General features: G+C 51.0%; 20 protein-coding genes and 1 rRNA gene. 12 read left to right on the forward strand and 9 right to left on the reverse strand.

The features are described from left to right. Nucleotides 1-79 (forward strand): 5S ribosomal RNA (rrf, locus tag F3J40_RS25355); the annotation flags it as partial. Between the two features lie 195 nt (nucleotides 80-274). On the opposite strand, the gene mobA is transcribed toward rrf, so the two are convergent. Continuing rightward, nucleotides 275-892, reverse strand: coding sequence for a molybdenum cofactor guanylyltransferase MobA (gene mobA, locus F3J40_RS21030; protein WP_167017831.1), 618 nt, complete (start codon nucleotides 890-892; stop codon nucleotides 275-277). Between the two features lie 85 nt (nucleotides 893-977). On the opposite strand from mobA, the gene F3J40_RS21035 reads away from it, so the two are divergent. The 4 genes from F3J40_RS21035 (at nucleotide 978) to spfP (ending at nucleotide 6,059) form a co-directional block, all read left to right on the forward strand. Then, the gene (locus F3J40_RS21035; RefSeq protein ID WP_167017833.1) at nucleotides 978-1,964 is read left to right on the forward strand and encodes a serine/threonine protein kinase; all 987 of its coding nucleotides are present in this window, start codon (nucleotides 978-980) and stop codon (nucleotides 1,962-1,964) included. A gap of 26 nt (nucleotides 1,965-1,990) precedes the next feature. Next, a complete protein-coding gene (dsbA, locus tag F3J40_RS21040; protein WP_167017835.1) occupies nucleotides 1,991-2,620 on the forward strand; it encodes a thiol:disulfide interchange protein DsbA in 630 nt (209 codons plus the stop codon). A 370-nt stretch (nucleotides 2,621-2,990) separates the two neighbouring features. Further along, nucleotides 2,991-5,780 (forward strand): DNA polymerase I, encoded by a 2,790-nt coding sequence (gene polA, locus F3J40_RS21045; RefSeq protein WP_167017837.1) that lies wholly within the window; start codon nucleotides 2,991-2,993, stop codon nucleotides 5,778-5,780. 231 nt (nucleotides 5,781-6,011) lie between these two features. Next, nucleotides 6,012-6,059, forward strand: a complete 48-nt coding sequence (gene spfP, locus F3J40_RS25360; protein WP_071892919.1) for a small protein SpfP — start codon at nucleotides 6,012-6,014, stop codon at nucleotides 6,057-6,059. 67 nt (nucleotides 6,060-6,126) lie between these two features. On the opposite strand, the gene yihA is transcribed toward spfP, so the two are convergent. Further along, on the reverse strand, nucleotides 6,127-6,756 hold the full coding sequence (gene yihA, locus F3J40_RS21050; protein WP_026042758.1) for a ribosome biogenesis GTP-binding protein YihA/YsxC: 630 nt from the start codon (nucleotides 6,754-6,756) through the stop codon (nucleotides 6,127-6,129). 551 nt (nucleotides 6,757-7,307) lie between these two features. Here yihA and yihI point away from each other — a divergent pair. Together yihI and hemN are read left to right on the forward strand one after the other, a co-directional pair. Further along, on the forward strand, nucleotides 7,308-7,823 hold the full coding sequence (gene yihI, locus F3J40_RS21055; RefSeq protein WP_017348890.1) for a Der GTPase-activating protein YihI: 516 nt from the start codon (nucleotides 7,308-7,310) through the stop codon (nucleotides 7,821-7,823). Nucleotides 7,824-8,033: 210 nt separating this feature from the next. Then, nucleotides 8,034-9,407 carry an oxygen-independent coproporphyrinogen III oxidase gene (hemN, locus tag F3J40_RS21060; protein WP_167017839.1) on the forward strand — a complete coding sequence of 458 codons (1,374 nt, stop codon included), beginning with the start codon at nucleotides 8,034-8,036 and terminating at the stop codon, nucleotides 9,405-9,407. 1 nt (nucleotide 9,408) lies between these two features. Here hemN and F3J40_RS21065 read toward each other — a convergent pair whose 3' ends face one another. The 4 genes from F3J40_RS21065 to glnA all read right to left on the reverse strand — a co-directional run bounded on the left by F3J40_RS21065 (nucleotide 9,409) and on the right by glnA (nucleotide 13,705). After that, entirely contained in the window at nucleotides 9,409-9,534 is a 126-nt protein-coding gene (locus F3J40_RS21065) for a YshB family small membrane protein (protein WP_167017842.1), read from the reverse strand. Nucleotides 9,535-9,624: 90 nt separating this feature from the next. Beyond that, nucleotides 9,625-11,034: a nitrogen regulation protein NR(I) gene (glnG, locus tag F3J40_RS21070; RefSeq protein ID WP_017348887.1), complete on the reverse strand. Its 1,410-nt coding sequence runs from the start codon at nucleotides 11,032-11,034 to the stop codon at nucleotides 9,625-9,627. A gap of 7 nt (nucleotides 11,035-11,041) precedes the next feature. Next, complete coding sequence (gene glnL, locus F3J40_RS21075; protein ID WP_017348886.1) at nucleotides 11,042-12,091, reverse strand: nitrogen regulation protein NR(II); 1,050 nt, start codon at nucleotides 12,089-12,091, stop codon at nucleotides 11,042-11,044. 204 nt (nucleotides 12,092-12,295) lie between these two features. Further along, entirely contained in the window at nucleotides 12,296-13,705 is a 1,410-nt protein-coding gene (glnA, locus tag F3J40_RS21080) for a glutamate--ammonia ligase (RefSeq protein ID WP_017348885.1), read from the reverse strand. Nucleotides 13,706-14,144: 439 nt separating this feature from the next. Here glnA and typA point away from each other — a divergent pair, with 439 nt between their 5' ends. Beyond that, entirely contained in the window at nucleotides 14,145-15,965 is a 1,821-nt protein-coding gene (gene typA, locus F3J40_RS21085; RefSeq protein WP_017348884.1) for a ribosome-dependent GTPase TypA, read from the forward strand. 81 nt (nucleotides 15,966-16,046) lie between these two features. Here typA and F3J40_RS21090 read toward each other — a convergent pair whose 3' ends face one another. Beyond that, nucleotides 16,047-16,559: an Ail/Lom family outer membrane beta-barrel protein gene (locus tag F3J40_RS21090; RefSeq protein ID WP_167017844.1), complete on the reverse strand. Its 513-nt coding sequence runs from the start codon at nucleotides 16,557-16,559 to the stop codon at nucleotides 16,047-16,049. Between the two features lie 330 nt (nucleotides 16,560-16,889). On the opposite strand from F3J40_RS21090, the gene yihX reads away from it, so the two are divergent. The 4 genes from yihX to fabY are packed head-to-tail and all read left to right on the forward strand — an operon-like array spanning nucleotide 16,890 to nucleotide 19,790. Next, nucleotides 16,890-17,480 carry a glucose-1-phosphatase gene (gene yihX / locus F3J40_RS21095; protein WP_167017846.1) on the forward strand — a complete coding sequence of 197 codons (591 nt, stop codon included), beginning with the start codon at nucleotides 16,890-16,892 and terminating at the stop codon, nucleotides 17,478-17,480. Then, on the forward strand, nucleotides 17,477-18,349 hold the full coding sequence (locus tag F3J40_RS21100) for a virulence factor BrkB family protein (RefSeq protein ID WP_167017847.1): 873 nt from the start codon (nucleotides 17,477-17,479) through the stop codon (nucleotides 18,347-18,349). Before yihX ends, F3J40_RS21100 begins: the two co-directional genes overlap by 4 nt. Then, the gene (gene dtd / locus F3J40_RS21105; protein ID WP_167017849.1) at nucleotides 18,346-18,783 is read left to right on the forward strand and encodes a D-aminoacyl-tRNA deacylase; all 438 of its coding nucleotides are present in this window, start codon (nucleotides 18,346-18,348) and stop codon (nucleotides 18,781-18,783) included. Before F3J40_RS21100 ends, dtd begins: the two co-directional genes overlap by 4 nt. Before the next feature lie 59 nt (nucleotides 18,784-18,842). Continuing rightward, complete coding sequence (fabY, locus tag F3J40_RS21110) at nucleotides 18,843-19,790, forward strand: fatty acid biosynthesis protein FabY (protein ID WP_017348879.1); 948 nt, start codon at nucleotides 18,843-18,845, stop codon at nucleotides 19,788-19,790. A 33-nt stretch (nucleotides 19,791-19,823) separates the two neighbouring features. Here the strand turns inward: fabY and F3J40_RS21115 are convergent, their stop codons facing one another. Beyond that, complete coding sequence (locus F3J40_RS21115) at nucleotides 19,824-21,503, reverse strand: AsmA family protein (RefSeq protein ID WP_167017958.1); 1,680 nt, start codon at nucleotides 21,501-21,503, stop codon at nucleotides 19,824-19,826. Between the two features lie 121 nt (nucleotides 21,504-21,624). Further along, on the reverse strand, nucleotides 21,625-23,013 hold the full coding sequence (locus tag F3J40_RS21120; RefSeq protein WP_017348877.1) for a nucleobase:cation symporter-2 family protein: 1,389 nt from the start codon (nucleotides 23,011-23,013) through the stop codon (nucleotides 21,625-21,627). Between the last annotated feature and the right edge of the window lie 209 nt (nucleotides 23,014-23,222).

Below are 23,222 nucleotides of genomic sequence, written 5' to 3' on the forward strand. Positions count from 1 at the left end.
TGCCGAACTCAGAAGTGAAACGCCGTAGCGCCGATGGTAGTGTGGGGTCTCCCCATGCGAGAGTAGGGAACTGCCAGGCATCAAATAAGCGAAGACCCCTGTCGAAAGACAGGGGTTTTTTGCGTTTGCGGCACTTAAAATCCCCACTATCTGAGATATAAACCAGCTGCAAAGTACAACAGAGAGGGGGATAACAGCGTAAATCCACCTCCCAACCTGTTCGGGATCGGAAAAACCGGCCCGTAAACATGGAGAACCGTGCAAAAAACGGCATTCATCGCCCATCATTTAGTAGAAATTGCCCGGCTTGTTGCAGATCTTCTACCGTATTAATATTGCGAAAACAGCTTTCATCATCCTCAAATAACACGCTATGCCCCTTCTGCTGCTGTAAAAACAGCATCAACTTCCTGTCACCGTGATGCAAAAAGATCTCAAGATCTGCCGCAACAGATCGATGAATTAAAGCCAGTGTGGGATGATCGCGCTGCGTTGTACGCACCCATAACGCAGTAGCCGAACCTTTTTCAGCCCATAAGCGGGCAATATAATCCTGAGGAATAGCTGGGGTATCACAGGAACAGAAAGCCACCCATTCACTCCGTGCAGCTTGTAATGCGCTTAAAATGCCCGCAAGCGGTCCGGCAAAGCCAGGGAAAGAATCGCTAACGACTGGGCAACCCGAGGAGGCATATAAGGGAAGATTGCGATTAGCACTAATGAGGACCTCACTCACCTGTGGCCTGAGCCGGGCGAGCACATGCTGATAAAGCGGCATCCCGTTTAGTAAGACTAGCCCTTTATCTTCACCGCCCATTCGGCTTCCCTGACCACCCGCCAAAATGACGCCTGTTATACCCTGTGGCCCATATGGTGAATAAGCTTTAGTCATCGTGTTTTATCATAGCCCGCTGCGTGAAGGAGAGGAGAAATGTTATTCTTGCGTTTTAGCTACGGCAACACAAACAGGAATGAGAATGAGCGAAGCCGCATTTAATTTTCAGACGCTGGATCCCGATCTCATCCTTGATGCGCTCTGGAACACCGGCATCAGAGTTGAATCAGGTTTAACGGCCCTGAACAGCTATGAAAATCGCGTATATCAGTTCAGTGACGATGATAAACGCCGCTACGTGGCAAAGTTTTATCGCCCTCAGCGCTGGAGTGCCGATCAGATCGCAGAAGAGCATCAGTTCGCTTTTGATTTACACGCAGATGAAATCCCTGTCGCAGCGCCGTTAATGCTTAATGGGCAGTCATTGCAAAGCCATGGCGGATTCTTTTTTGCTGTTTTCCCGAGCCTTGGTGGTCGTCAGTATGAAACTGATAACGAAGATCACATGGAGTGGGTTGGCAGGTTTCTTGGACGTATTCACCAGACCGGGCAGAAAAGCGCCTTCACCACTCGCCCGACGCTAGGGCTGGAAGAATATATCCTCGAACCACAGAAAATTCTGGCGAGCAGCGAGCTAGTCCCTGCAGCGTTAAAGGATAACCTGTTGCAGGTCGTTGATAAATTAAGCACAACACTACATCAGTGCTGGCATACCAACTGGCAACCACTGCGTTTACATGGTGACTGCCATCCCGGCAATATTCTGTGGCGAGATGGGCCACTTTTTGTCGATCTGGATGATGCTCGTACCGGACCTGCCATTCAGGATCTCTGGATGCTAGTCAACGGTGACAGGCAAGAACAGCGGATCCAATGGGATATTCTGCTAGAAGCCTACAGTGAATTCCGCGATTTTGATGTTCATGAATTGTCACTGATTGAGCCTTTACGCGCTATGCGCATGGTTTATTATCTGGCCTGGGTAGTTCGTCGTTGGCAGGATCCTGCTTTCCCACGTGCGTTTCCGTGGATGAACGATGAAGATTTCTGGCGTAGGCAGATTGCACTTTTTACCGAGCAGGAAAGACTGTTACAGGAGCCCCCTTTACAGCTCGTCCCGCAATTTTAATGAAGAAAGATGGAGAGTTTCTTAAGATGAAAAAGATTTTCTTTGCACTGGTTGGTTTAGTGCTGGCCTTTAGCGCTTCCGCAGCACCTTACAGTGAAGGCCAGCAGTATAGCGCGATTAAACAAACCGTTGCTGGACAGCCTGAAGTTGTGGAATTTTTCTCCTTCTTCTGCCCACACTGCTATCAGTTTGAACATGTCTGGCATGTCAGCGCAGAAGTGAAAAAAGAGCTGCCAGCCAATACCAAATATGTGAAATATCACGTTGATTTCCTTGGTGGTGATTTTGCACCTGCGGTCTCACAGGCATGGGCTGTAGCGGTTGCGTTAGGCGTTGAAGATAAAGTTTCGGATGCGATCTTCGATGGTATTCAAAAGACGCAGACAATTACCGATCCAGCTAGCCTGAAAGCGACCTTTGTTAAAGCCGCAGGCATTACACCTGAAGCGTACGACGCTGCCTGGAACAGTTTTGCGGTTAAAGCTTTTGTTGCTCAGCAGCAGAAAGCCGCAGCTGATTTCCAAATTCAGGGTGTGCCAGCCGTCTACGTTAACGGTAAATACCTGATTAACAATGGTGGTCTTGATACCAGTTCAATGGAAAACTACAAACTGGATTATGCTAATGCGGTTAAATTCCTGGTGAATAAAAAATAATCGTTAATATGCATTCACACTGACGCCAGCTAAGCTGGCGTTTTTTATTTACAACGCAGTCAGAAGTATATGCTGTACGCGAGGAAATTTAATATCCACATATTCGATCTTGGGTTAAATTTAAGCAAAAGGAATTGTATTAATCATAACTGATTGATTATCAATTGTTTATAGTGAATTCCTTTTATGTTTAACAGGATCTTATCAGACGTTATGAAATTTACGCACAAAGTTATCCACAGCACGATCTCTGCGATCGCCACCACTAAACAGATAAAATCTCGCATGATCCGCGCGTGAAATTCAACATTCGCTCTCTCCTGTGGCATCCTTACAACCCAGTCCATCGCAACGAAGAAAACACAGACTTATGGCGCAAATTGCAGAAAACCCCCTGATTCTGGTAGACGGCTCGTCTTACCTCTATCGCGCATACCATGCGTTCCCCCCGCTGACGAACGGCGCAGGCGAACCAACCGGTGCGATGTATGGTGTGCTGAACATGCTGAAAAGCCTGCTTATGCAGTATCAGCCAAGCCATGTGGCTGTGGTCTTTGATGCGAAAGGTAAAACCTTCCGTGACGAACTCTTCGAGGATTACAAATCACATCGACCGCCTATGCCGGATGACCTGCGGGCGCAGATCGAACCCCTGCACACCATGGTTAAAGCCATGGGCCTTCCTCTGCTGGCCGTTAGTGGCGTAGAAGCTGATGATGTTATCGGTACGCTTGCGCTTGAAGCCGGCAACAAAGGTCAGGCGGTGCTGATCAGTACCGGTGATAAAGACATGGCACAGCTGGTTACTCCGAATATCACGCTGATCAACACCATGAGCAATACGATCCTCGGTCCAGAGGAAGTTGAGCAGAAATACGGTGTTCCTCCTTCACTGATTATCGATTTCCTCGCCATGATGGGTGACAGCTCAGATAACATTCCCGGCGTTCCTGGGGTGGGTGAGAAAACTGCACAGGCACTGTTGCAGGGGCTGGGCGGGATGCAGTCAATCTATGAAAACCTGGATAAGGTTGCTGATTTGGGCTTCCGTGGTGCAAAAACCATGGGTGCAAAACTGGAACAGAATAGAGACGTTGCGTTCCTTTCTTACCAGCTAGCAACGATCAAGACCGATGTTGCCCTTGATTTGACCTGCGAGCAGCTCACCGTTAATGAACCTGATGTCGCGGCACTACAAACCCTGTTTGCCCGTTATGAATTCAAACGTTGGTTGGCTGATCTGGAAGATGGCACATGGTTACAGGGCAAAAAGGGCAGCACCAAAGCAGCACAACAGGCATTGCCAGATGAGCCACCGGCGAAGGCTGAGGCCTCGAGCGTATTATCCTCAGAGGGCTATGTCACCATTCTGGATGAGAGCACCTTCGATGAGTGGTTTGAAAAGCTCTCTAATAGCGAGGTGTTTGCCTTCGATCTGGAAACGGACTCTCTCGATACGCTCAGCGCCAATATTATTGGGCTCTCGTTTGCCACAGCGCCTGGCGAAGCGGCTTATCTTCCCGTCGCACATGACTATCTTGATGCGCCAGCACAGTTAGATCGGGATACGGTATTGGCCCGCCTCAAACCTCTGCTGGAAAATGGCAAAGCAGCCAAAGTGGGGCAAAATCTCAAGTATGATCGTGGCGTGCTGAAAAACTACGATATTGAGTTAGAGGGTATCGAATTCGACACCATGCTGGAGTCCTATATTCTCAACAGCGTGGCAGGAAAACACGATATGGATTCTCTGGCGGCGCGCTGGCTGAACCATAAAACCGTCACGTTTGAAGAGATCGCAGGTAAGGGAAAAAATCAGCTCACTTTTAATCAGATCGCGTTAGAGCAAGCCGCACACTATGCCGCAGAGGATGCGGATGTTACGTTACAGCTGCATTTAAAGCTCTGGCCTGAACTGGAGAAAGCCAGCGGACCGAAGAAAGTCTTCCAGCAGATCGAAGTTCCGTTAGTGAATGTGCTTTCCCGTGTCGAGCGCACCGGTGTGTTGATCGATCCTGCGATACTGTCTAAGCATTCGCAAGAGCTGGCTATTCGACTCAGTGAACTGGAGCAGAAAGCCCACGAGCTGGCTGGTGAGCCGTTTAATCTCTCTTCGCCAAAACAGCTGCAAACCATCCTGTTCGAAAAACAGGGGATTAAGCCTACAAAGAAAACGCCTGGTGGAGCACCTTCAACCAGCGAAGAAGTATTAGCGGAGCTGGCTCTGGATTACCCACTACCAAAAGTGATCCTTGAACACCGTGGTTTATCGAAGCTGAAATCCACGTACACCGATAAGCTGCCGCTGATGATTAACCCGAAAACCGGCAGAGTGCATACCTCCTATCATCAGGCGGTGACGGCTACCGGACGCCTCTCCTCGACCGATCCTAACCTGCAAAATATCCCGGTGCGCAACGATGAAGGTCGACGTATTCGTCAGGCGTTTATCGCGGCGAAAGGCAACCGGATTCTGGCTGCGGACTACTCGCAGATTGAGCTGCGCATCATGGCACATCTGTCACAGGATAAAGGCCTGCTGGATGCGTTCGCCGCAGGTGAGGATATTCACCGTGCGACTGCATCCGAAGTGTTTGGCGTAGCGTTGGATAAAGTGAGCGGCGAACAACGCCGTAGCGCCAAAGCAATTAACTTTGGTCTGATCTATGGCATGAGTGCTTTTGGTTTGTCTCGCCAGTTAAACATTGGTGCGGGCGAAGCGAAAAAGTATATGGATCTCTACTTTGAGCGTTACCCTGGTGTGCTGCGTTATATGGAAGACACGCGTCGCCTGGCAGCGGAAAAAGGTTATGTGGAAACCCTTGATGGTCGTCGTCTCTGGCTGCCGGATATCAATTCCAGCAACGCTATTCGTCGTAAAGCTGCTGAACGTGCGGCGATCAATGCCCCAATGCAAGGTACTGCTGCGGACATCATCAAACGTGCGATGATCGCTGTAGATGCCTGGTTAGGGGAGCAGCAGGGTGATGCAGTAAAAATGATCATGCAGGTTCACGATGAACTGGTATTTGAAGTTCGGGCTGAAGATGTCGAGGCCGCTAGCGTAAAAATCCAGCAGCTGATGCAAAACAGTATGCAGCTGGACGTACCTTTGCTGGTTGAAGTTGGCGTGGGTGATAACTGGGATCAGGCTCACTAAGCCCAACGATCTGCAAAACGAGTGCGTTTAGATGTGATGCCCGTCTCAGGATGGGCATTTTGCTAACTGACTAAACAGTAAGCATTTTTTAAGTAATTAAACTACAACTATAAGACAAATATGTGACGCGCATTGTATAAAAATCCTCTTTTGTTGAAAATTAACTACAAAAAAGCCTTTGTCACGCACGGAAATTAAGGTAAAGTTTGAGGCGTAGGGTACAGAGGTAAGATGTTCTATCTTTCAGACCTTTTACTTCACGTAATCGGATTTGGCTGAATATTTAGCCGCCCCAGTCATTTATGACTGGGGCGTTTTTTATTGGGCCGCGCCTGGCCCGGCAGGATCAATTCTCGTCTTCAGCGACGGCAGGTTCCAGTTCCGCGAACCAGTTATCCAGTTTGAGACGCAGCTTATCGACACCGAGTTTTTTCAGTGAAGAGAACATCTCCACCTGAATATCTCCGGCGAATGCCTGAGCGGCTTCACGCACCATGTTTAGCTGTGCCTTACGTGCACCAGATGCCAGCTTATCTGCTTTAGTTAACAGCACCAGAACCTGAATGCCGCTCTCTACCGCCCACTGGATCATCTGCTGATCGAGATCTTTCAGTGGATGGCGAATATCCATCAATACCACTAATCCCTTCAGGGACTCACGTTTTTGCAGATATTCACCCAGTGAACGCTGCCACTTACGTTTTACTTCTTCTGGTACTTCGGCATAGCCATAGCCCGGTAAATCGACCAGACGTTTTCCTTCAGCAACCTGGAAAAGGTTGATTAACTGGGTTCGACCTGGTGTTTTACTGGTACGGGCCAGACTTTTTTGGTTAGTCAGGGTGTTCAGTGCGCTGGATTTTCCTGCGTTAGAGCGGCCCGCAAAAGCCACTTCAATCCCTGAATCGCTGGGCAAATGGCGGATGTCCGGTGCACTGAGGACGAAATGTGTAACGTGATAATTCAAAGCAGACAAATGAGGACTCCACAGACCTGTTCAGGTGATGCGCTGATTATACGCATAATCGCACTAAAGTACCTGATGGCGTCTTTGCTGTGTGCTTTGTAAGAGATCGCCGATAATTCATGCCAGTGATTGCTGTTTTAATTATTTAACGATTAAATAATAGTGTTTAATTTCAAATAATTAAATTATCAGTGTTCTTTAAGAACATAAATTACAGAAAACTCCGGGTTGAGACTTTTAGTAGTTAGTCTACATTTTAATGCAGTGCGGGGGCGCACCCATCAGGATGATGTGTTCAGGAACGTTGGGATAACGAAGAGCATTAGGCTAAGGAAAGGGGTCAAAGGAGAGACCTGACAAGGAAAAGGAACGGCCCTGGAGTGGGCAGGCGCAGGAAAAACCGGGATGTTGCGAGCTGGCAGGGAATGACAACCGAATTCCTTCATCTGAAGGTGTGAAAAAAGGCGACAGCAGTGAGCTGTCGCCTTTTCTCTTTGCGTAGTTTCTGCTAGATTTCGCCGCAATTCTATACTGTTTAAAAACCGCCGAGAAACACCATCATGAAGCAACCCGCACGAGCGCCGAACGCTAAACGTAAAACACGTAAATCGCGTGAAGAACTGAACCAGGAAGGACGCGCCCGTAAGCGCGATCAGAAGAAGAGTGGCCACTCTGCTGGTAGCCGTGCTAACCCACCGGCGAAACAGAATAGCGGCTCAGCGGGCAATAAAGCCGATCGCGATCCACGTACCGGTAGCAAAACCCCGGTGCCATTGATCGCAGAAGGAAAAACGCAGCCTGTGGTGAAGGCTCAGCCAAAACCTAAGCCAGCGGTACAAAAAGTACGCCTGACGCCTGAGGAAGAGCTGGCGAAACTTGAAAATGACGATCGCCTCGATAGCCTGCTAGATCGCCTTGAACAAGGTGAAACACTGTCTGCTGAAGAGCAAGCATGGCTGGATGAAACCCTTGATCGCATCGATGAGTTGATGGAACAGCTGGGCATCAGCATGGATGATGAAGAAGAGGACAAAGCCGCAGAAGACGATATGTATCGCCTGCTGAAAGGTCACTAATTCGACATTGGCATGGGGTGAGCCCCATGCCAGAACCCGGTATCTGACAATGCTTTGGCCTGGATCAATTTTAGCGCTAATGCTGGCGTGTTTTCTCGCGGTGCTGTTGTTTAAACTACGGCGACTGTCGCGCCTTAAGTCACGATTACGCCGTGCTGTAACCGCTTCTGCGCTGCGACCTTCCTACAGAACATCCCGGAAGGAGCTACCATGTCCACGCAGCAAGCGGAGTGGCACCAGGCGCTGATTGAGAAATACAACTACGCTGGGCCTCGTTATACCTCCTATCCTACCGCGCTCTCTTTTCAGGAGCGTTTTAGTGAAGCTGATTACCTGCACGCGGTTGAGCAGTATCCAGAACGCGATCTCTCGTTGTATATCCATATCCCTTTCTGTCATCAGCTCTGTTACTTCTGTGGCTGCAATAAGCAGGTTACGCGTCAACCCCAAAAAGCTGACCGTTATCTTGAAGCGCTGGCGCTCGAGATTCGTCAGCGCGCGCCGATGTTTCAGGGCCGCCGGGTAACGCAACTGCATCTCGGTGGTGGTACACCGACCTTTTTGACCAGGAATCAGCTTAGTCGCCTCACTGAGCAGCTACGGCGGCAATTCAGTTTTAGCGCAGACATTGAGATGTCGATTGAAATTGATCCCCGTGAGCTGGCCAGTGGCATGATTGAACATTTATGGCTATTGGGATTCACGCGGCTGAGCATCGGTATCCAGGATTTTGATCCGGCCGTTCAGCAACGTATTAATCGCATTCAGGATGAAAGTAGCATTGAGAAGCTGATGCGTGAGGCACGCAGTGTTGGGTTCCGCTCAGTAAGCTTTGACCTGATTTATGGCTTGCCGCTGCAAACCCCAGAGAGCTTTGCCGCCACACTGGCAAAAGTCATATCACTGGCGCCCGATCGTCTCAGTGTCTTCAACTATGCCCATTTACCCGAACTGTTTGCTGCGCAGCGTAAGATAAAATCCCATGAGTTACCGAGTGCTGGTCAAAAGTTAGTGATTTTGCAGCAGAGCATCGCAACCCTTACGGCTGCCGGATATTGCTACATCGGTATGGATCATTTTGCGCTGCCGCAGGACGAGTTAGCCATTGCCCAGCGTGAGGGAAGGCTACACCGCAATTTTCAGGGCTATACCACGCAAGGGGAGTGTGATCTGCTTGGGCTTGGGGTCTCGGCGATCAGCTCGTTGGGTGAGAGCCATGCGCAAAATCACAAGGTGTTGAACACCTGGTATTCCAGCCTGGAGAATCAAGGTAGCGGGCTATGGCGCGGTGTAACGCTTAACGATGATGATTGCTTACGGCGAGATGTCATTAAGCAGTTAATTTGCCACTTCCGGCTCGACTTTAGCGCCATCGAGGCGCGCTGGCCAATCGATTTTTGTCGCTATTTCGCCGAAGATCTCGCGCTGTTAGCACCTCTGGCGGCTGATGGACTGGTGATTCTGGATGAAGAAGGTTTGAAGGTAACATCCGCGGGAAGGCTGCTGATTCGCAATATCTGTATGTGCTTTGATCGCTATGCCCGTCGCACTGCGCAACTGCAACAGTGCTCAAGGGTAATCTGAATTACTGAAACAGCTGGAACATGATGGCGCACATTAACGCAGCAATGGCGGTTTGTGGAGCATGGCTGGCAGCGGTAACGATAGCCATAACATCATGGCTGATGGTGCGGATAAATGTCTCGAACATGGTCTCTTCTCCCGGTAGCCGCCGTATAATACTCAGCGGCACCGTGGAGTAAAGCTTTTAACCGATCAAAATTCATCCAGCCTGAACGGCTTATTCCATACCTAATTCTTTTAGCTTACGTGTCAGGGTATTACGCCCCCAACCCAGTAAACGAGCGGCTTCCTGCTTATGGCCTTGAGTATGGCGCAGCGCTGTAGTGAGCAGCGTACGTTCCATTTCAGGTTGTGCCTCGGAAAGCAGGTTTTGATGACCGGAACGCAGCGCTCGATCGGCCCATTGTGCCAGTAACGTTGCCCAGCTGTCGGGTAATGACTGTACCGGGCTATCTGGTGCAGTGGATTCAAACAGCTCTGGCGGTAAATCCTGAATCAACACTTCCTGGCCGGCTGCCATCACCGTTAGCCAGCGGCAGGTATTCTCTAGCTGGCGCACGTTGCCTGACCAATGCAGGCGCGTTAAGGCGGTTTCAGTTTCTGGGTGCAGGATCTTAGCTTCAACACCCAGCTCTTTTGCCGCAATTTGCAGGAAGTGGCGTGCCAGGCGAGGGATATCCTCGCGACGCTCACGCAGAGGCGGAAGGTGAACGCGAATCACGTTCAGGCGATGGAATAAATCCTCGCGAAATTTACCTTCCTGAACGCCTTTCTCCAGGTTCTGGTGGGTCGCGGCGATAATACGGACATCAACTTTGACCGGCGCGTAGCCGCCAACACGATAAAACTGCCCGTCAGCTAAAACACGCAACAAACGCGTCTGAACATCCAGTGGCATATCACCGATTTCATCAAGAAACAGTGTGCCGCCATCGGCCTGTTCAAAGCGGCCCTGACGGATCTGATTTGCGCCGGTAAATGCCCCTTTTTCGTGGCCAAACAGCTCGGATTCAATCAAATCTTTGGGGATTGCCGCCATATTCAAAGCGATAAATGGCGATTTAGCGCGAGGACTGTGCCGATGCAATGCGTGTGCGACCAGCTCTTTACCCGTTCCTGATTCACCGTTAATGAGCACGCTGATGGACGAGCGTGACAGGCGACCAATGATGCGAAACACATCCTGCATCGCTGGCGCTTCACCAATGATATCGGTGGTAGGGCCATTAACTTGCTGATTACGCGGCTGCTGCTGCTCCTGATAGTGGCTAATTGCGCGTTCAACCAACGCAACAGCCTCATCAATATCAAACGGCTTAGGCAAATAATCAAAAGCCCCTTGCTGGTATGCGCTAACGGCAGCATCCAGATCAGAGTGCGCGGTCATAATGATGACCGGCAACATCGGATGACGTTGTTTAATCTGTTTTAGCAGCGTCAGGCCGTCCATGCCCGGCATACGAATATCTGATAACAATACGTCCGGGGTTTTACTGGCAAGTGCTTCCAGCACTTCATTTGCGCTATCAAATGTGGCGCAGCTTAAACCGGCTCCAGTGAGCGCACGTTCGAGCACCCAGCGGATGGAGCTATCGTCATCGACGATCCAGACTATCCCTCGTTGCATAGAAACCTCACTGGCGAATAGGCAGGTAAACCGAGAATTCGGTATGTCCTGGCCAACTGTTAAATTCTATTTTTCCTGAATGCTGATCAATCAGGCTACGCGCAATGGACAGGCCAAGACCTGTGCCTCCCTCGCGGCCACTAACCATGGGGTAAAACAGGGTATCCTGCAGCAAGGCGGGAATACCGGGGCCATCATCTTCAATATCGATACGCGCGACGAGCCGGTAGCGGGTGCCGTGCAGAGTCAGTTGAAATGCAGTACGGGTGCGCAGGGTAATGGTGCCACCGGCTTCGCCCAACGCCTGCAGTGCATTACGAACCACATTCAAGAGGACTTGCTCAATCTGGTCGGGGTCGTGGGGTAATTCGGGCAGGCTGGGATCGTAGTCTCTCACCAGCACTACGTTATCCGGCAGCTCCATCGAAACGAGGTTAACCACGCGTTCTGCGACCTGATGAATACTCTGCGTGACGTGCATTCCCGGCTGTTGTGGGCCGAGTAAGCGGTCTACCAGATTACGCAGGCGATCTGCCTGTTCAATAATGACTTTGGTGTATTCATGCAAAGAAGGGTCTGGTAGCGCACGCGTTAACAGCTGGGCTGCACCGCGTAATCCACCGAGTGGGTTCTTGATCTCGTGCGCTAGTCCCCGCACCAAATCGCGAGCAGCCACCTGCTGTGCATGTTGCAGCTGTTCCTGACTGAGGCGGCGCTGATTATCCATCGGGGCCATTTCAATCAGAATTAAACCATCGGGCAGGCGTTGTGCCGTCAGCGCCATAATGTGCGCTTTGCCATCGACTACAAGAGTGACTTCGCTATCGGTAAAGCCCTGGCCTGCTTCCAGACTTTCACGCATGACCTCAATATTCAGCGAAAAATAGCCGATAAGGTCGGGCAAAGGGGTGCCAAACAGTTTGCGTGAACTTTGTGCCAGAATCTGTTGCGCCGCAGGATTAGCGTAATGGATGACGAGATGGTCATCTACCAACAGAACACTGTTAATCAGGGAGTTTAGAATCTGCCCTGCATCGGGTAGTGTGCCAGTTGCCATACAACGTTCCTCTGCACCAATTTAGTGCATTATAGTCTTTGAGCCGGGGTTTTGGCGTCTGAACGATGAATTCGTGGAGAAAAAAACCCATCCGAAGATGGGCTGAAAAGTTTCCACGGCAACAAAAAAATTTCCTCAGGGCTTCGTGTCGCTACGACACGGCTGCGTCACGAAACCTCTGGGATTTTAAATATCCACGGCGAATTAAACGCTGTAGTACATCTCGAACTCTACTGGGTGCGGAGTCATGCGCACGCGGTCTACGTCTGGCTTAAGCAGTTCGATGTACGCGTCGATAGCGTCATCAGTGAACACGCCGCCACGGGTCAGGAACTCGCGGTCTTCGTTCAGTGCGTTCAGTGCTTCTTCCAGAGAACCTGCAACTTTTGGAATCTCAGCTTCTTCTTCTGGTGGCAGGTCATACAGGTTTTTGTCCATCGCATCGCCAGGGTGGATCTTGTTGATGATGCCATCAAGACCAGCCATCAGCAGCGCGGTGAATGCCAGGTATGGGTTAGCCGCTGGATCTGGGAAGCGAGCTTCGATACGACGAGCTTTCGGGCTAGCAACCACTGGGATACGGATAGAAGCTGAACGGTTACGTGCTGAGTAAGCCAGCATTACCGGTGCTTCGTAGCCTGGGACCAGACGCTTGTATGAGTTGGTGGTTGGGTTCGCCAGGGCGTTGATCGCTTTAGCGTGCTTGATAACACCACCGATGTAGAACAGCGCAGTCTCAGACAGGCCGCCGTACTTGTCGCCAGAGAACAGGTTCACGCCGCCTTTTGACAGGGACATGTGGCAGTGCATACCAGAACCGTTATCGCCGAACATTGGCTTAGGCATGAAGGTAGCAGTTTTGTTGTACGCGTGAGCAACGTTGTGCACCACGTATTTGTAGATCTGAATTTCGTCAGCTTTTTTGGTCATGGTGTTGAAGCGGGTAGCCACTTCGTTCTGACCAGCTGTTGCTACTTCGTGGTGATGGGCTTCAACAACCAGCCCCATCTGCTCCATGGTCAGACACATAGCAGAACGGATGTCCTGAGATGAGTCGACTGGTGGAACTGGGAAGTAACCGCCTTTCAGCGCTGGACGGTGACCTTTGTTACCGCCTTCGTATTCTCTGCCGGTGTTCCAGCACGCTTCGATATCATCGATAGCAACGTGTGAACCAGAGGTAGAAGAACCGAAACGGATGTCATCGAACAGGAAGAACTCTGGCTCTGGTCCGAACAGTACGGTATCCGCGATGCCAGAAGAACGCAGGAACTCTTCTGCGCGCTTAGCAATGGAACGTGGGTCGCGGTCGTAACCCTGCAGGGTACCTGGCTCCAGAATGTCACAACGGATGATCAGGGTAGAGTCCGCGAAGAACGGATCCATTACCGCAGAAGTTGAGTCTGGCATCAGAACCATGTCTGATTCGTTAATGCCTTTCCAACCGCCGATGGAAGAGCCATCGAACATTTTGCCTTCTTCGAAGAAGTCAGCGTTAACCTGGTGCGCAGGGATAGTAACGTGCTGTTCTTTACCTTTGGTATCGGTAAAACGCAGGTCAACAAACTTAACTTCGTGTTCGTTCATCATCGAGAGAACGTGTTCAGCGGACATACTCAACTCTCCTGGAAATGGTCTTTGTCGTCGTGGTGTAGAGAACTTTTTCGTTGCCTGGACTGTGTCTCGGGTGGAAGACATCCTGACTAAGATCTCGGCAAGCTCTGCAACCGTCGTGAAACTGTCGTTTTCGCTTGAAAGATATAAAGCGAATTCTGTGCCAACTTTTCAGTCGAGGGCAAAATCGCGCTATACTGCGCCCTCTCATGAAACGGAGACTGCACCAGTATGGAAGAGATGCACCAAAAGCGTGCTTTTTATTTGTGTGCAGGCACTGTTTTGGTGCAAAAACCGAGTTCAGTGCGAATCCTGCACCATCATTGATGCGGGAAATGACCGTTGAATTAAACTTTACCGCGTAAAGTGTGATCGTATTCAGTCTTCCGCTTAATCCGTGTACAATAGCGCGCTATTTCTAAATGCCTGAGGCAAAGCTGTGATCGAAAATTTGCGTAACATCGCCATCATCGCGCACGTTGACCATGGTAAGACCACCCTGGTTGATAAACTGCTACAACAGTCCGGTACCTTTGATGCCCGTACCGAAGCGACTGAGCGCGTAATGGACTCCAACGATTTGGAGAAAGAGCGTGGGATCACCATCCTCGCTAAAAACACCGCCATCAAATGGAACGACTACCGTATCAACATCGTTGACACCCCAGGACACGCCGACTTCGGTGGTGAGGTAGAGCGTGTAATGTCTATGGTGGACTCGGTGCTGCTGGTCGTTGATGCGATGGATGGCCCGATGCCGCAAACCCGCTTCGTGACCAAAAAAGCCTTTGCTCATGGTCTGAAGCCAATTGTTGTTATCAACAAGATTGACCGTCCAGGCGCTCGTCCTGATTGGGTTGTTGATCAGGTATTTGACCTGTTCGTTAACCTCGATGCGACGGATGAACAGCTGGACTTCCCTATCATTTATGCTTCAGCGCTGAATGGTATCGCCGGTCTGGATCACACCGACATGGCAGACGACATGACCCCGCTGTATCAGGCAATTGTTGATCGTGTTTCTCCACCACAGGTTGAAGTTGAAGCGCCACTGCAGATGCAAATCTCGCAGCTGGACTACAACAACTACCTGGGTGTTATCGGCATTGGCCGCATCAAGCGCGGTAAAATCAAGCCGAACCAGCAGGTCACTATCATTGATAGCGCAGGCAAAACTCGTAACGGTAAAGTCGGTAAAGTACTGGGCCACCTCGGTCTGGAACGTATTGAAAGCACCGAAGCAGAAGCTGGCGATATCATCGCGGTAACTGGTCTGGGCGAGCTGAACATCTCTGACACCATCTGCGATACGCAGAATGTGGAAGCGCTGCCAGCCCTGAGCGTCGATGAGCCAACCGTAACCATGTTCTTTAACGTCAACACCTCACCTTTCTGCGGTAAAGAAGGTAAGTTCGTGACCTCGCGCCAGATCCTTGAGCGCCTGAACAAAGAACTGGTTCACAACGTTGCTCTGCGCGTTGACGAAACCGAAGACTCGGATGCATTCCGCGTTTCTGGTCGTGGTGAGCTGCACCTGTCTGTTCTGATCGAAAACATGCGTCGTGAAGGTTTCGAACTGGCGGTATCCCGTCCGAAAGTTATCTTCCGTGAGCATGAAGGTCGCAAGCAGGAGCCATTCGAGAACGTAACCCTCGACATCGAAGAAACCCACCAGGGTTCTGTGATGCAGGCGATGGGTGAGCGTAAGGGTGATCTGAAGAACATGGACCCAGATGGCAAAGGCCGTGTGCGTCTTGACTACAGCATCCCAAGCCGTGGTTTGATTGGCTTCCGTAACGAATTCATGACCATGACTTCAGGTACTGGTCTGCTGTACTCCACCTTCAGCCACTACGACGATGTTCGTCCAGGCGAAGTGGGCCAGCGTCAGAACGGCGTACTGATCTCTAACGGCCAGGGTAAAGCAGTAGCATTCGCACTGTTCAGCCTGCAGGATCGCGGTAAGCTGTTCCTGGGTCACGGTGCTGAGGTTTATGAAGGCCAGATCATCGGTATTCACAGCCGTTCAAACGACCTGACTGTAAACTGCCTGACCGGTAAAAAACTGACTAACATGCGTGCGTCAGGTACCGATGAAGCAACCACTCTGGTTCCGCCTCAGAAAATGACTCTGGAACAGGCTATCGAGTTCATCGATGATGACGAACTGGTAGAAGTGACTCCACTGTCAGTACGTATTCGTAAACGTCACCTGACTGAGAACGATCGTAAGCGCGCTTCACGCGGCAGCAAAGAGTAATCTAGCTGTTTGATTGCGCCAGTCTGGTGCATCAAAGGTCGGTAATAAAAACCCCGCACTCAGGTGCGGGGTTTTTTTATCTCAGAACTTCCAGCCAACGCCTAATGTATAAGTACTGATGCGTCGTTCATACAGCTTTGTTCCTTCATAGCTGGCATCAAGAAACACATTCTTTACCGGATAGACCTGAAATCCTGCACTGTAGACCATGGCTGTCCTATCGTGCTGGCCATTCTCTTTGAATGTGCCGTTAGAAGCGGTATATTTTTCGCCTAATCTGGCAGCACCTAACATGGCATACGGGCGTAACCAGGGCGTGCTCTCATAACTCAGCCCACCTTGTAATGAATGGTAGGTCACCTTACTGATTACCCAATTACCCCGTATATCTTCAGCCGTGCTTTGTGCGGCATAGCTGTAAGAGGTCATTAAACCCAGCGGGCTATTGTCTGGCTGATAGCCTGCTTTGACATTCATACCATTCAGATTGCTGCCTTCGAATCGGCTGGTTGCCCAGCCCGCTGAGAGCGTGATGCTTTCAGCAAGTGCCGATCCCGACAGCGTGAGTAACAGAGCCATCAGTGGATATTTCATTCTTTCCTCCTTCATTGAACTTTAAAAGTTCAGTCTAGGGAGTCGTGCAATTAGCGCCCAGACAGCCTTGTCTTGATAATATTCATGCAAGGGAAAACAGACAAAATTGTGCCAGATAAACAGGGAATTGTTGCCACTCAGATGCGGCCAGAGCAGAAATTAATTGGGGTAAACTCGATTAACCGCGTTAGCGAGTGAATGAAACCAACGCTCAGATACACACGCCTTTTACGAGGTATCTCGCAACTGCTGTTTTCCTGAACATCGTGCCTGTTCAGTATCTGTTTTTCCCGCTAGAGTGAATACTCCAGGGAAAATGCAGGAGGCTATATGCTTTACATTTTTGATTTGGGCAATGTGATAGTAGATATCGACTTCAACCGCGTGCTCGGCGTCTGGAGCAATCTGGGCCGAGTCCCTTTGGCGAACCTGCAAAGTCGCTTTCATATTGGAGAGGCGTTCGAATATCACGAACGCGGAGAGATCAGTGACGAGGAGTTCGCAGCAAGATTATGTGCTGAACTGGATGTCGCACTCAGCTATCCTCAATTCGAAGCGGGCTGGCAGGCTATTTTTGTCGGCGTACGGCATGAAACGCTGGCGATCATGCAGCAGCTGCGTCAGCAAGGGGAGCGGGTTGTCATTCTCTCCAACACCAATAAGCTTCATACCCAATTCTGGCCGAGCCAGTACCCGGAAGTGCAGCAGTCAGCCGATCATATTTATCTCTCGCAAGAGCTAGGGATGCGCAAACCCGAAGCGCGTATCTATCAGCATGTATTAGCGCAGGAAGGGTTTAGCGCTGAGCAGGCGGTATTCTTTGACGACAACCAGGATAACATCAACGCTGCCAAGGCCCTCGGTATCACCAGCGTATGGGTCGAGGATAGCCGTACTGTGCCGGGTTGGTTTGCACGGTGAAGCAGTGGCACTATGCGTACCACGGTTGCCATGCCTTTTTACTCTGGCTGAAGCTGCTGTGGCGGCGTATTAATGAAGATAAGATGACCACGCATGCGGGAAATCTGGCCTATGTCTCTTTGCTGGCGCTGGTCCCGCTGATTGCCGTGGTTTTTGCCCTGTTTGCCGCATTCCCGGTGTTCTCTGATATCAGCGTGCAGCTAAAAAACTTCATCTTCAATAATTTTGTGCCCGCTGCGGGTAGCGTTATCCAGCACTATCTGGAGCAGTTTGTCACCAACGTTAATAAAATGACGGCGGTGGGTGCAGTCGGTTTAATTGTCACTGCGCTGCTGCTGATGCATTCGGTGGACAGCGCACTTAATGAGATCTGGCGCTCTCATAAGAAACGCCCTCTGGTTTACTCGTTTGCCGTGTACTGGATGATTCTTACGCTCGGTCCACTGCTCGCAGGTGCAAGCCTGGCAATTAGCTCCTATTTACTCTCGCTGCGCTGGGTTAACGTTACAGGCGTTACCGGGTTAATCGATCATGCTTTACGCATCTTCCCCTTACTCCTCTCCTGGTTGGCTTTTTGGCTGCTCTACAGCCTTGTTCCGGTGAAGCGGGTAAAACCACGGGATGCCCTGATCGGTGCGCTGGTTGCGGGTGCGTTGTTTGAGCTGGGTAAAAAAGGATTTGCCCTCTATGTTACGATGTTCCCTTCGTATCAGTTAATTTATGGCGTTTTGGCCGTGGTGCCAATTCTGTTCCTGTGGGTCTACTGGACCTGGTGTATTGTGTTATTGGGTGCGGAAATTACGGTCACACTTGAGGATTATCGCCTGTTTAAACAACAAGAAAGAGAAAAAGAACGAGAGGAATTATGATTGCGTTAATTCAACGTGTACGTCACGCCAGTGTAAAGGTCGACGGCGCGGTGGTTGGAAAAATTGATCAGGGGTTGTTGGTTCTTCTTGGTGTTGAGCAGGGCGATGATGATAAAAAAGCCCAGCGACTGAGTGAGAAAGTGCTGGGATATCGCGTCTTCAGTGATGAACAGGGAAAAATGAACCTCAATGTTCAGCAGGTCGGCGGCAGCGTTTTAGTGGTGTCGCAGTTTACCCTCGCCGCAGATACCCAGAGCGGAATGCGCCCCTCTTTTTCCAAAGGTGCCGCACCAGCAGAGGCTAACCGCCTGTACGAACGCTTTAGTGACAACTGCCGTCGTCAGGGGATAAACACTGAAAATGGCCGTTTTGCTGCGGATATGCAGGTTTCGCTAGAGAACGATGGTCCAGTCACCTTTTGGTTGCAGGTTTGAGTCTGTTAGCTGAGCGACAAGGGATGGGTCAGGCTAGCAGCGAACGGGAGAACCACTTTATGTATCATCTTCGTGTACCACAAACCGCCGAAGAGCTGGAAACCTACTACCAGTTCCGCTGGGAAATGCTGCGTAAGCCATTACACCAACCCAAAGGCTCTGAGCGAGATGCCTGGGATGCCTTAGCACATCATCAAATGGTGGTGGATGAACATGGTGCACTGGTCGCCATTGGCCGGTTATATATCAACGCAGAAAACGAAGCAGCAATCCGTTTTATGGCCGTTGATCCTTCCGTTCAGGGGAAAGGTCTGGGGACACTGGTGGCGATGACGCTGGAGTCGGTTGCGCGTCAGGAAGGGGCAAAGCGTATTACCTGTAGCGCCCGTGAAGACGCCGTCGGCTTCTTTGCCAAACTGGGCTACGTGAACCAGGGGGAAATCACGGCGGCGCAAACGACACCGTTACGCCACTTTTTGATGATAAAACCCATCGTCACACTGGATGATATTCTGCATCGTGCAGACTGGTGTGGGCAATTGCAGCAGGCCTGGTATGAGCATATCCCTCTCAGTGAAAAAATGGGGGTGCGGATACTGCAATACACCGGGCAAAAGTTCATCACTACTATGCCTGAGACGGGGAATCAGAACCCTCATCACACCTTGTTTGCGGGGAGCTTATTCTCTCTGGCAACCCTCACAGGATGGGGCTTGATTTGGCTGTTACTGCGCGAGCGTTGCCTGGGCGGGACAATTATTCTGGCCGATGCGCATATTCGCTATAGCAAACCGATTCAGGGGCGGCCTGGCGCAATCGCCGATTTAGGTTCATTGAGTGGCGATCTCGATCGTCTGGCGCGGGGTCGTAAAGCACGGGTACAGATGGAAGTTGAATTGTTTGGCGACGAAGAGTGTGGCGCGGTGTTTGAAGGCGTGTACATTGTTCTGCCAGCCGACCCGGATGAGCCGCTGGAAGAGGGCGGCTCCGGAGCGCGTATCAACTAACAAGATAAACGGGGCTAACAAGCCCCGTTTTTTTTAAGGGAGTTGCCCGGCGTGCAGTGTCTGTTGCTGTGACTGGCTGTCGGTCTGAATATTCAGAGTTGCGTTAACCGAGGGCCTTAATGGTGATGCCGCCGCCAGCGATGCCTTCAGTTCCAGTTGGAGGTTGCTGTCACCCTCCAGGGAAATTTGTGGCCATCCCCAGTTTTGCAGCACATTCACCGGTACCCCACGACCTTTGAGGCTGAGAGATAATGGGCGTTCAGGTTGCTGGCCAATATTGGCCGTTCCTTCAAGCAGTCCTTTATTATTAAAAGCGCTCATCTCCGTGATTTGAATTCCACTCTCATTGGCCGCTAGCGTCAATGAAGGGTGGCGCAAGTCTGTTCGGTTAAACGTGGCTTCGGCGGCGTTGAAGCTGGCTTGACCCTCCCAGACCCCCCACTGTTGCTGTTTAGCCAGTAACAGATTGCTGGCGTTGCCATCCAGTGATGTCATCTGGAATGGCCAGGCCGGATTAATATCTATCACCAGGTTGTGATTAAACTGTGCTCGTTGCACCAGCACGCTGTCCAGCCATTCAGGTAGGGCTGTTTGCCATTTATCCCGCCAGTCTTGCGGCAGCGTATACTCCAGCCCGGCAACGGCGAGGTTGTTAAGCGTCAGGCGTTTATCACTCCGCGTCCAGTTACCATCAGCACGTACTACACCATTCACCCAGCGTGAGCTGAACTGCTTCAGGGCAATACCTTGTGTGGAAAAGTCAGCGGCAATAATGGGATCGTTTAACGTCAGGCTGCCATTAATAAAGTTACCGGCATTGAGGACCAACGAGCCATCTTCACTTTGCCAGTCACCGTTGTTCCACGTCAGATTTTTCAGCGTCAGATCAAGGTCGGTAACCGCCCAGTCGGGGCCTTGCAGACGTGCATCGGTCATATCCAGACGGTTGATTGCAATCGATGGGCCGCCAAGGAATTTTTGCAGGAAATCGTGCAGATTATCTGCAGACTGGTAACGGATATCATTCAGGCGCAACTGATTAATATCCCAGTTGCCAGCGGCGTCACGGCTGGCGCTGCCGGTCATTGAACCTCGTGCGATATCCGCACCCACATTGGTCAATTGCAGGTTACCCTTATCTACACTTCCCTCAATCAGAACGTTTTCACCGACGACTTTATTCAGCTCCAGGCGTTTGGCACTGAGGCGGAATTGGGTATCTTGACCGAGCAGATCGTGTTGACCTGGTTTCCAGGGCGTAATGCCGCCGTTCACCGCAACGGAAGAGAAGGCCTGGCGAGGAGCAGGGCTGTCGATACGCATATTATGCAGCTGTAACCGGTCAGCTTGCATCGGTAGCGTCGTGTCATCGGTCAGGTTAGCCAAATTAGCCGTGCCATCACTCAGCCCAATACTGGCGAAATGGAGCGGGTCGCTAAACTGTACCAGTGAAAGGCCAAGATCGACCTTAGCTACCACGATCACTGCCGGTTGGCCATCATGACCAAAGCTAAAATCGTCCAGAATGATATGTGAGGGCGAAGAGAAGTTGTGCTCAATTTTACTGATCGAGAGATGCCATGCAGTTTTATCGCTGATCCAACGGCTGAGCCAGCCTGCTCCCCACTGTGTCTGGAGCATGACGTAGATCACCACAAAGCTGAAAACAATCAGCAGCAGTAAGGTGAGGAAAAATTTGCCGAGGAATTTCATCGCATCCATCCCGAGAGTTATCCGGTGAGTGGTTGTTATGCCTGAATTACCGTTACAGCTCAACAGCCTGGATGTAAAGAGGGATAAATAGCAGGCAGGCGCATGGCCTGCCTGCTGGCTGTTATTTTTCCTGCGGGAAGATTAGGTTCAGCACGATGGCGGTAATTCCACCTGCGGCAATACCTGAAGAGAGCAGGGTTTTGAGCCAGTCTGGGGCGAATTGCAGGATCAGCGGCTGCTGAGAAACACCCAGACCCACGGCCAGCGACAGCGCGATAATCATGATGGCACGGCGATTGAGCGGCTCACGTGACACGATACGCACGCCAGAAGCAGCAATGGTGCCGAACATGACAATCGTTGCACCACCCAGCACGGGTTCTGGAATGTGCTGCACAAAGCCGCTGACTGCCGGGAACAGGCCCAACAGAACCAGCATCAGTGCGACGACAAACCCAACATAACGGCTGGCAACTCCAGTTAACTGGATAACGCCATTATTCTGGCCAAAGCAGGAGTTAGGGAAGGTATTAAACAGTGCTGAGACGCAGGAGTTGAGGCCATTCGCCAAAACGCCCCCTTTCAGGCGCTTCATATAGAGTGGGCCGCTGACGGGTTGCTCTGATACATCTGAAGTGGCGGTGATATCACCAATGGTTTCCAGTGAGGTCACCATAAATACCAGCATCAGTGGGATCAACAGGTTCCAGTCAAAGCCGAGGCCATAATAGAAAGGTTTCGGAATGGCGATAAGGTCATGATTGGTGGTAGCGGTGGACGTTGGCAGCATATCCATTGCCCATGCGGCCAGATATCCCACGGCCATCGCGATCACCAGGGAAGCCACGCGCAGGTAGGGGTTACGCTGACGGTTGAGCAAGATAATCACCGCCAGCACAATCCCGGCCAGCAGCAGGTTTTTCGGTGCACCGAAAGTATGGTCGCTCATGGCGGCAAATCCTCCGCCGATGGAGGTCAGGCCAACCTGGATCAGTGACAGGCCGATAATCATCACCACAATCCCAGAAACCAGCGGCGTAATCACTCGACGTGCCAGATGCAGCACCCGGGACAAGACCATTTCAGTACAGGAGGCAATCATCAGGGTGCCAAACAGCGCTGCCATCATGGTCGGTACATCAGCCCCGCCATTTTTGAGCGCCATACCCCCCATGATCAGGGGAGAGACGAAGTTGAAACTGGTGCCTTGAATAGACAGCAAGCCAGAACCGACCGGCCCCCAGGTTTTGATTTGCAAGATTGAAGCAACGCCCGAGGCGAACAGTGACATGCTGATAATATGCTGGGTATCTTGTGCTGGCAGGCCCAGCGCCTGGCAAATCAGCAGTGCCGGAGTGATCACCGCCACAAACATTGCCAGCAGGTGCTGGCATGCAGCAAACAGGGTTTGCGGCAGCGGCGGGCGGTCTTCAAGGCGGTAAATCAGTTCGCTTTTTGCCTGACCAGCAGGACTGGATGGCTGATGCGGATCGGCAGTTTTGGTCGACATCTCAAGGTTCTCAATCACAACAAAGGGGCGATTTTAACCGGTTGCACGCTGAAAGCAATCGTTTGCAAAGCGTCGGCAAATGTGAAAATGCACATCCAGAGTCAGCTCGCAAATTTGCGAGTTTTAGGCGGAATTCTTGTCGAGATTTTCCAGGCGGCTGATAAATGAAAGTTGATTATTACGGTGAGACTGAAAAATAAGGTATGCCG

The organism is Candidatus Pantoea multigeneris (assembly GCF_011752615.1).
Taxonomy (GTDB): domain Bacteria; phylum Pseudomonadota; class Gammaproteobacteria; order Enterobacterales; family Enterobacteriaceae; genus Pantoea; species Pantoea multigeneris.

Coding starts and splice junctions, on each gene's coding strand:
- mobA (WP_167017831.1), bottom strand. CDS start 892: ATGACTAAAGCTTATTCACCATATGGGCCACAGGGTATAACAGGCGTC.
- F3J40_RS21035 (WP_167017833.1), top strand. CDS start 978: ATGAGCGAAGCCGCATTTAATTTTCAGACGCTGGATCCCGATCTCATC.
- dsbA (WP_167017835.1), top strand. CDS start 1,991: ATGAAAAAGATTTTCTTTGCACTGGTTGGTTTAGTGCTGGCCTTTAGC.
- polA (WP_167017837.1), top strand. CDS start 2,991: ATGGCGCAAATTGCAGAAAACCCCCTGATTCTGGTAGACGGCTCGTCT.
- yihI (WP_017348890.1), top strand. CDS start 7,308: ATGAAGCAACCCGCACGAGCGCCGAACGCTAAACGTAAAACACGTAAA.
- hemN (WP_167017839.1), top strand. CDS start 8,034: ATGTCCACGCAGCAAGCGGAGTGGCACCAGGCGCTGATTGAGAAATAC.
- F3J40_RS21065 (WP_167017842.1), bottom strand. CDS start 9,534: ATGTTCGAGACATTTATCCGCACCATCAGCCATGATGTTATGGCTATC.
- glnG (WP_017348887.1), bottom strand. CDS start 11,034: ATGCAACGAGGGATAGTCTGGATCGTCGATGACGATAGCTCCATCCGC.
- glnL (WP_017348886.1), bottom strand. CDS start 12,091: ATGGCAACTGGCACACTACCCGATGCAGGGCAGATTCTAAACTCCCTG.
- glnA (WP_017348885.1), bottom strand. CDS start 13,705: ATGTCCGCTGAACACGTTCTCTCGATGATGAACGAACACGAAGTTAAG.
- F3J40_RS21090 (WP_167017844.1), bottom strand. CDS start 16,559: ATGAAATATCCACTGATGGCTCTGTTACTCACGCTGTCGGGATCGGCA.
- yihX (WP_167017846.1), top strand. CDS start 16,890: ATGCTTTACATTTTTGATTTGGGCAATGTGATAGTAGATATCGACTTC.
- dtd (WP_167017849.1), top strand. CDS start 18,346: ATGATTGCGTTAATTCAACGTGTACGTCACGCCAGTGTAAAGGTCGAC.
- fabY (WP_017348879.1), top strand. CDS start 18,843: ATGTATCATCTTCGTGTACCACAAACCGCCGAAGAGCTGGAAACCTAC.
- F3J40_RS21115 (WP_167017958.1), bottom strand. CDS start 21,503: ATGAAATTCCTCGGCAAATTTTTCCTCACCTTACTGCTGCTGATTGTT.
- F3J40_RS21120 (WP_017348877.1), bottom strand. CDS start 23,013: ATGTCGACCAAAACTGCCGATCCGCATCAGCCATCCAGTCCTGCTGGT.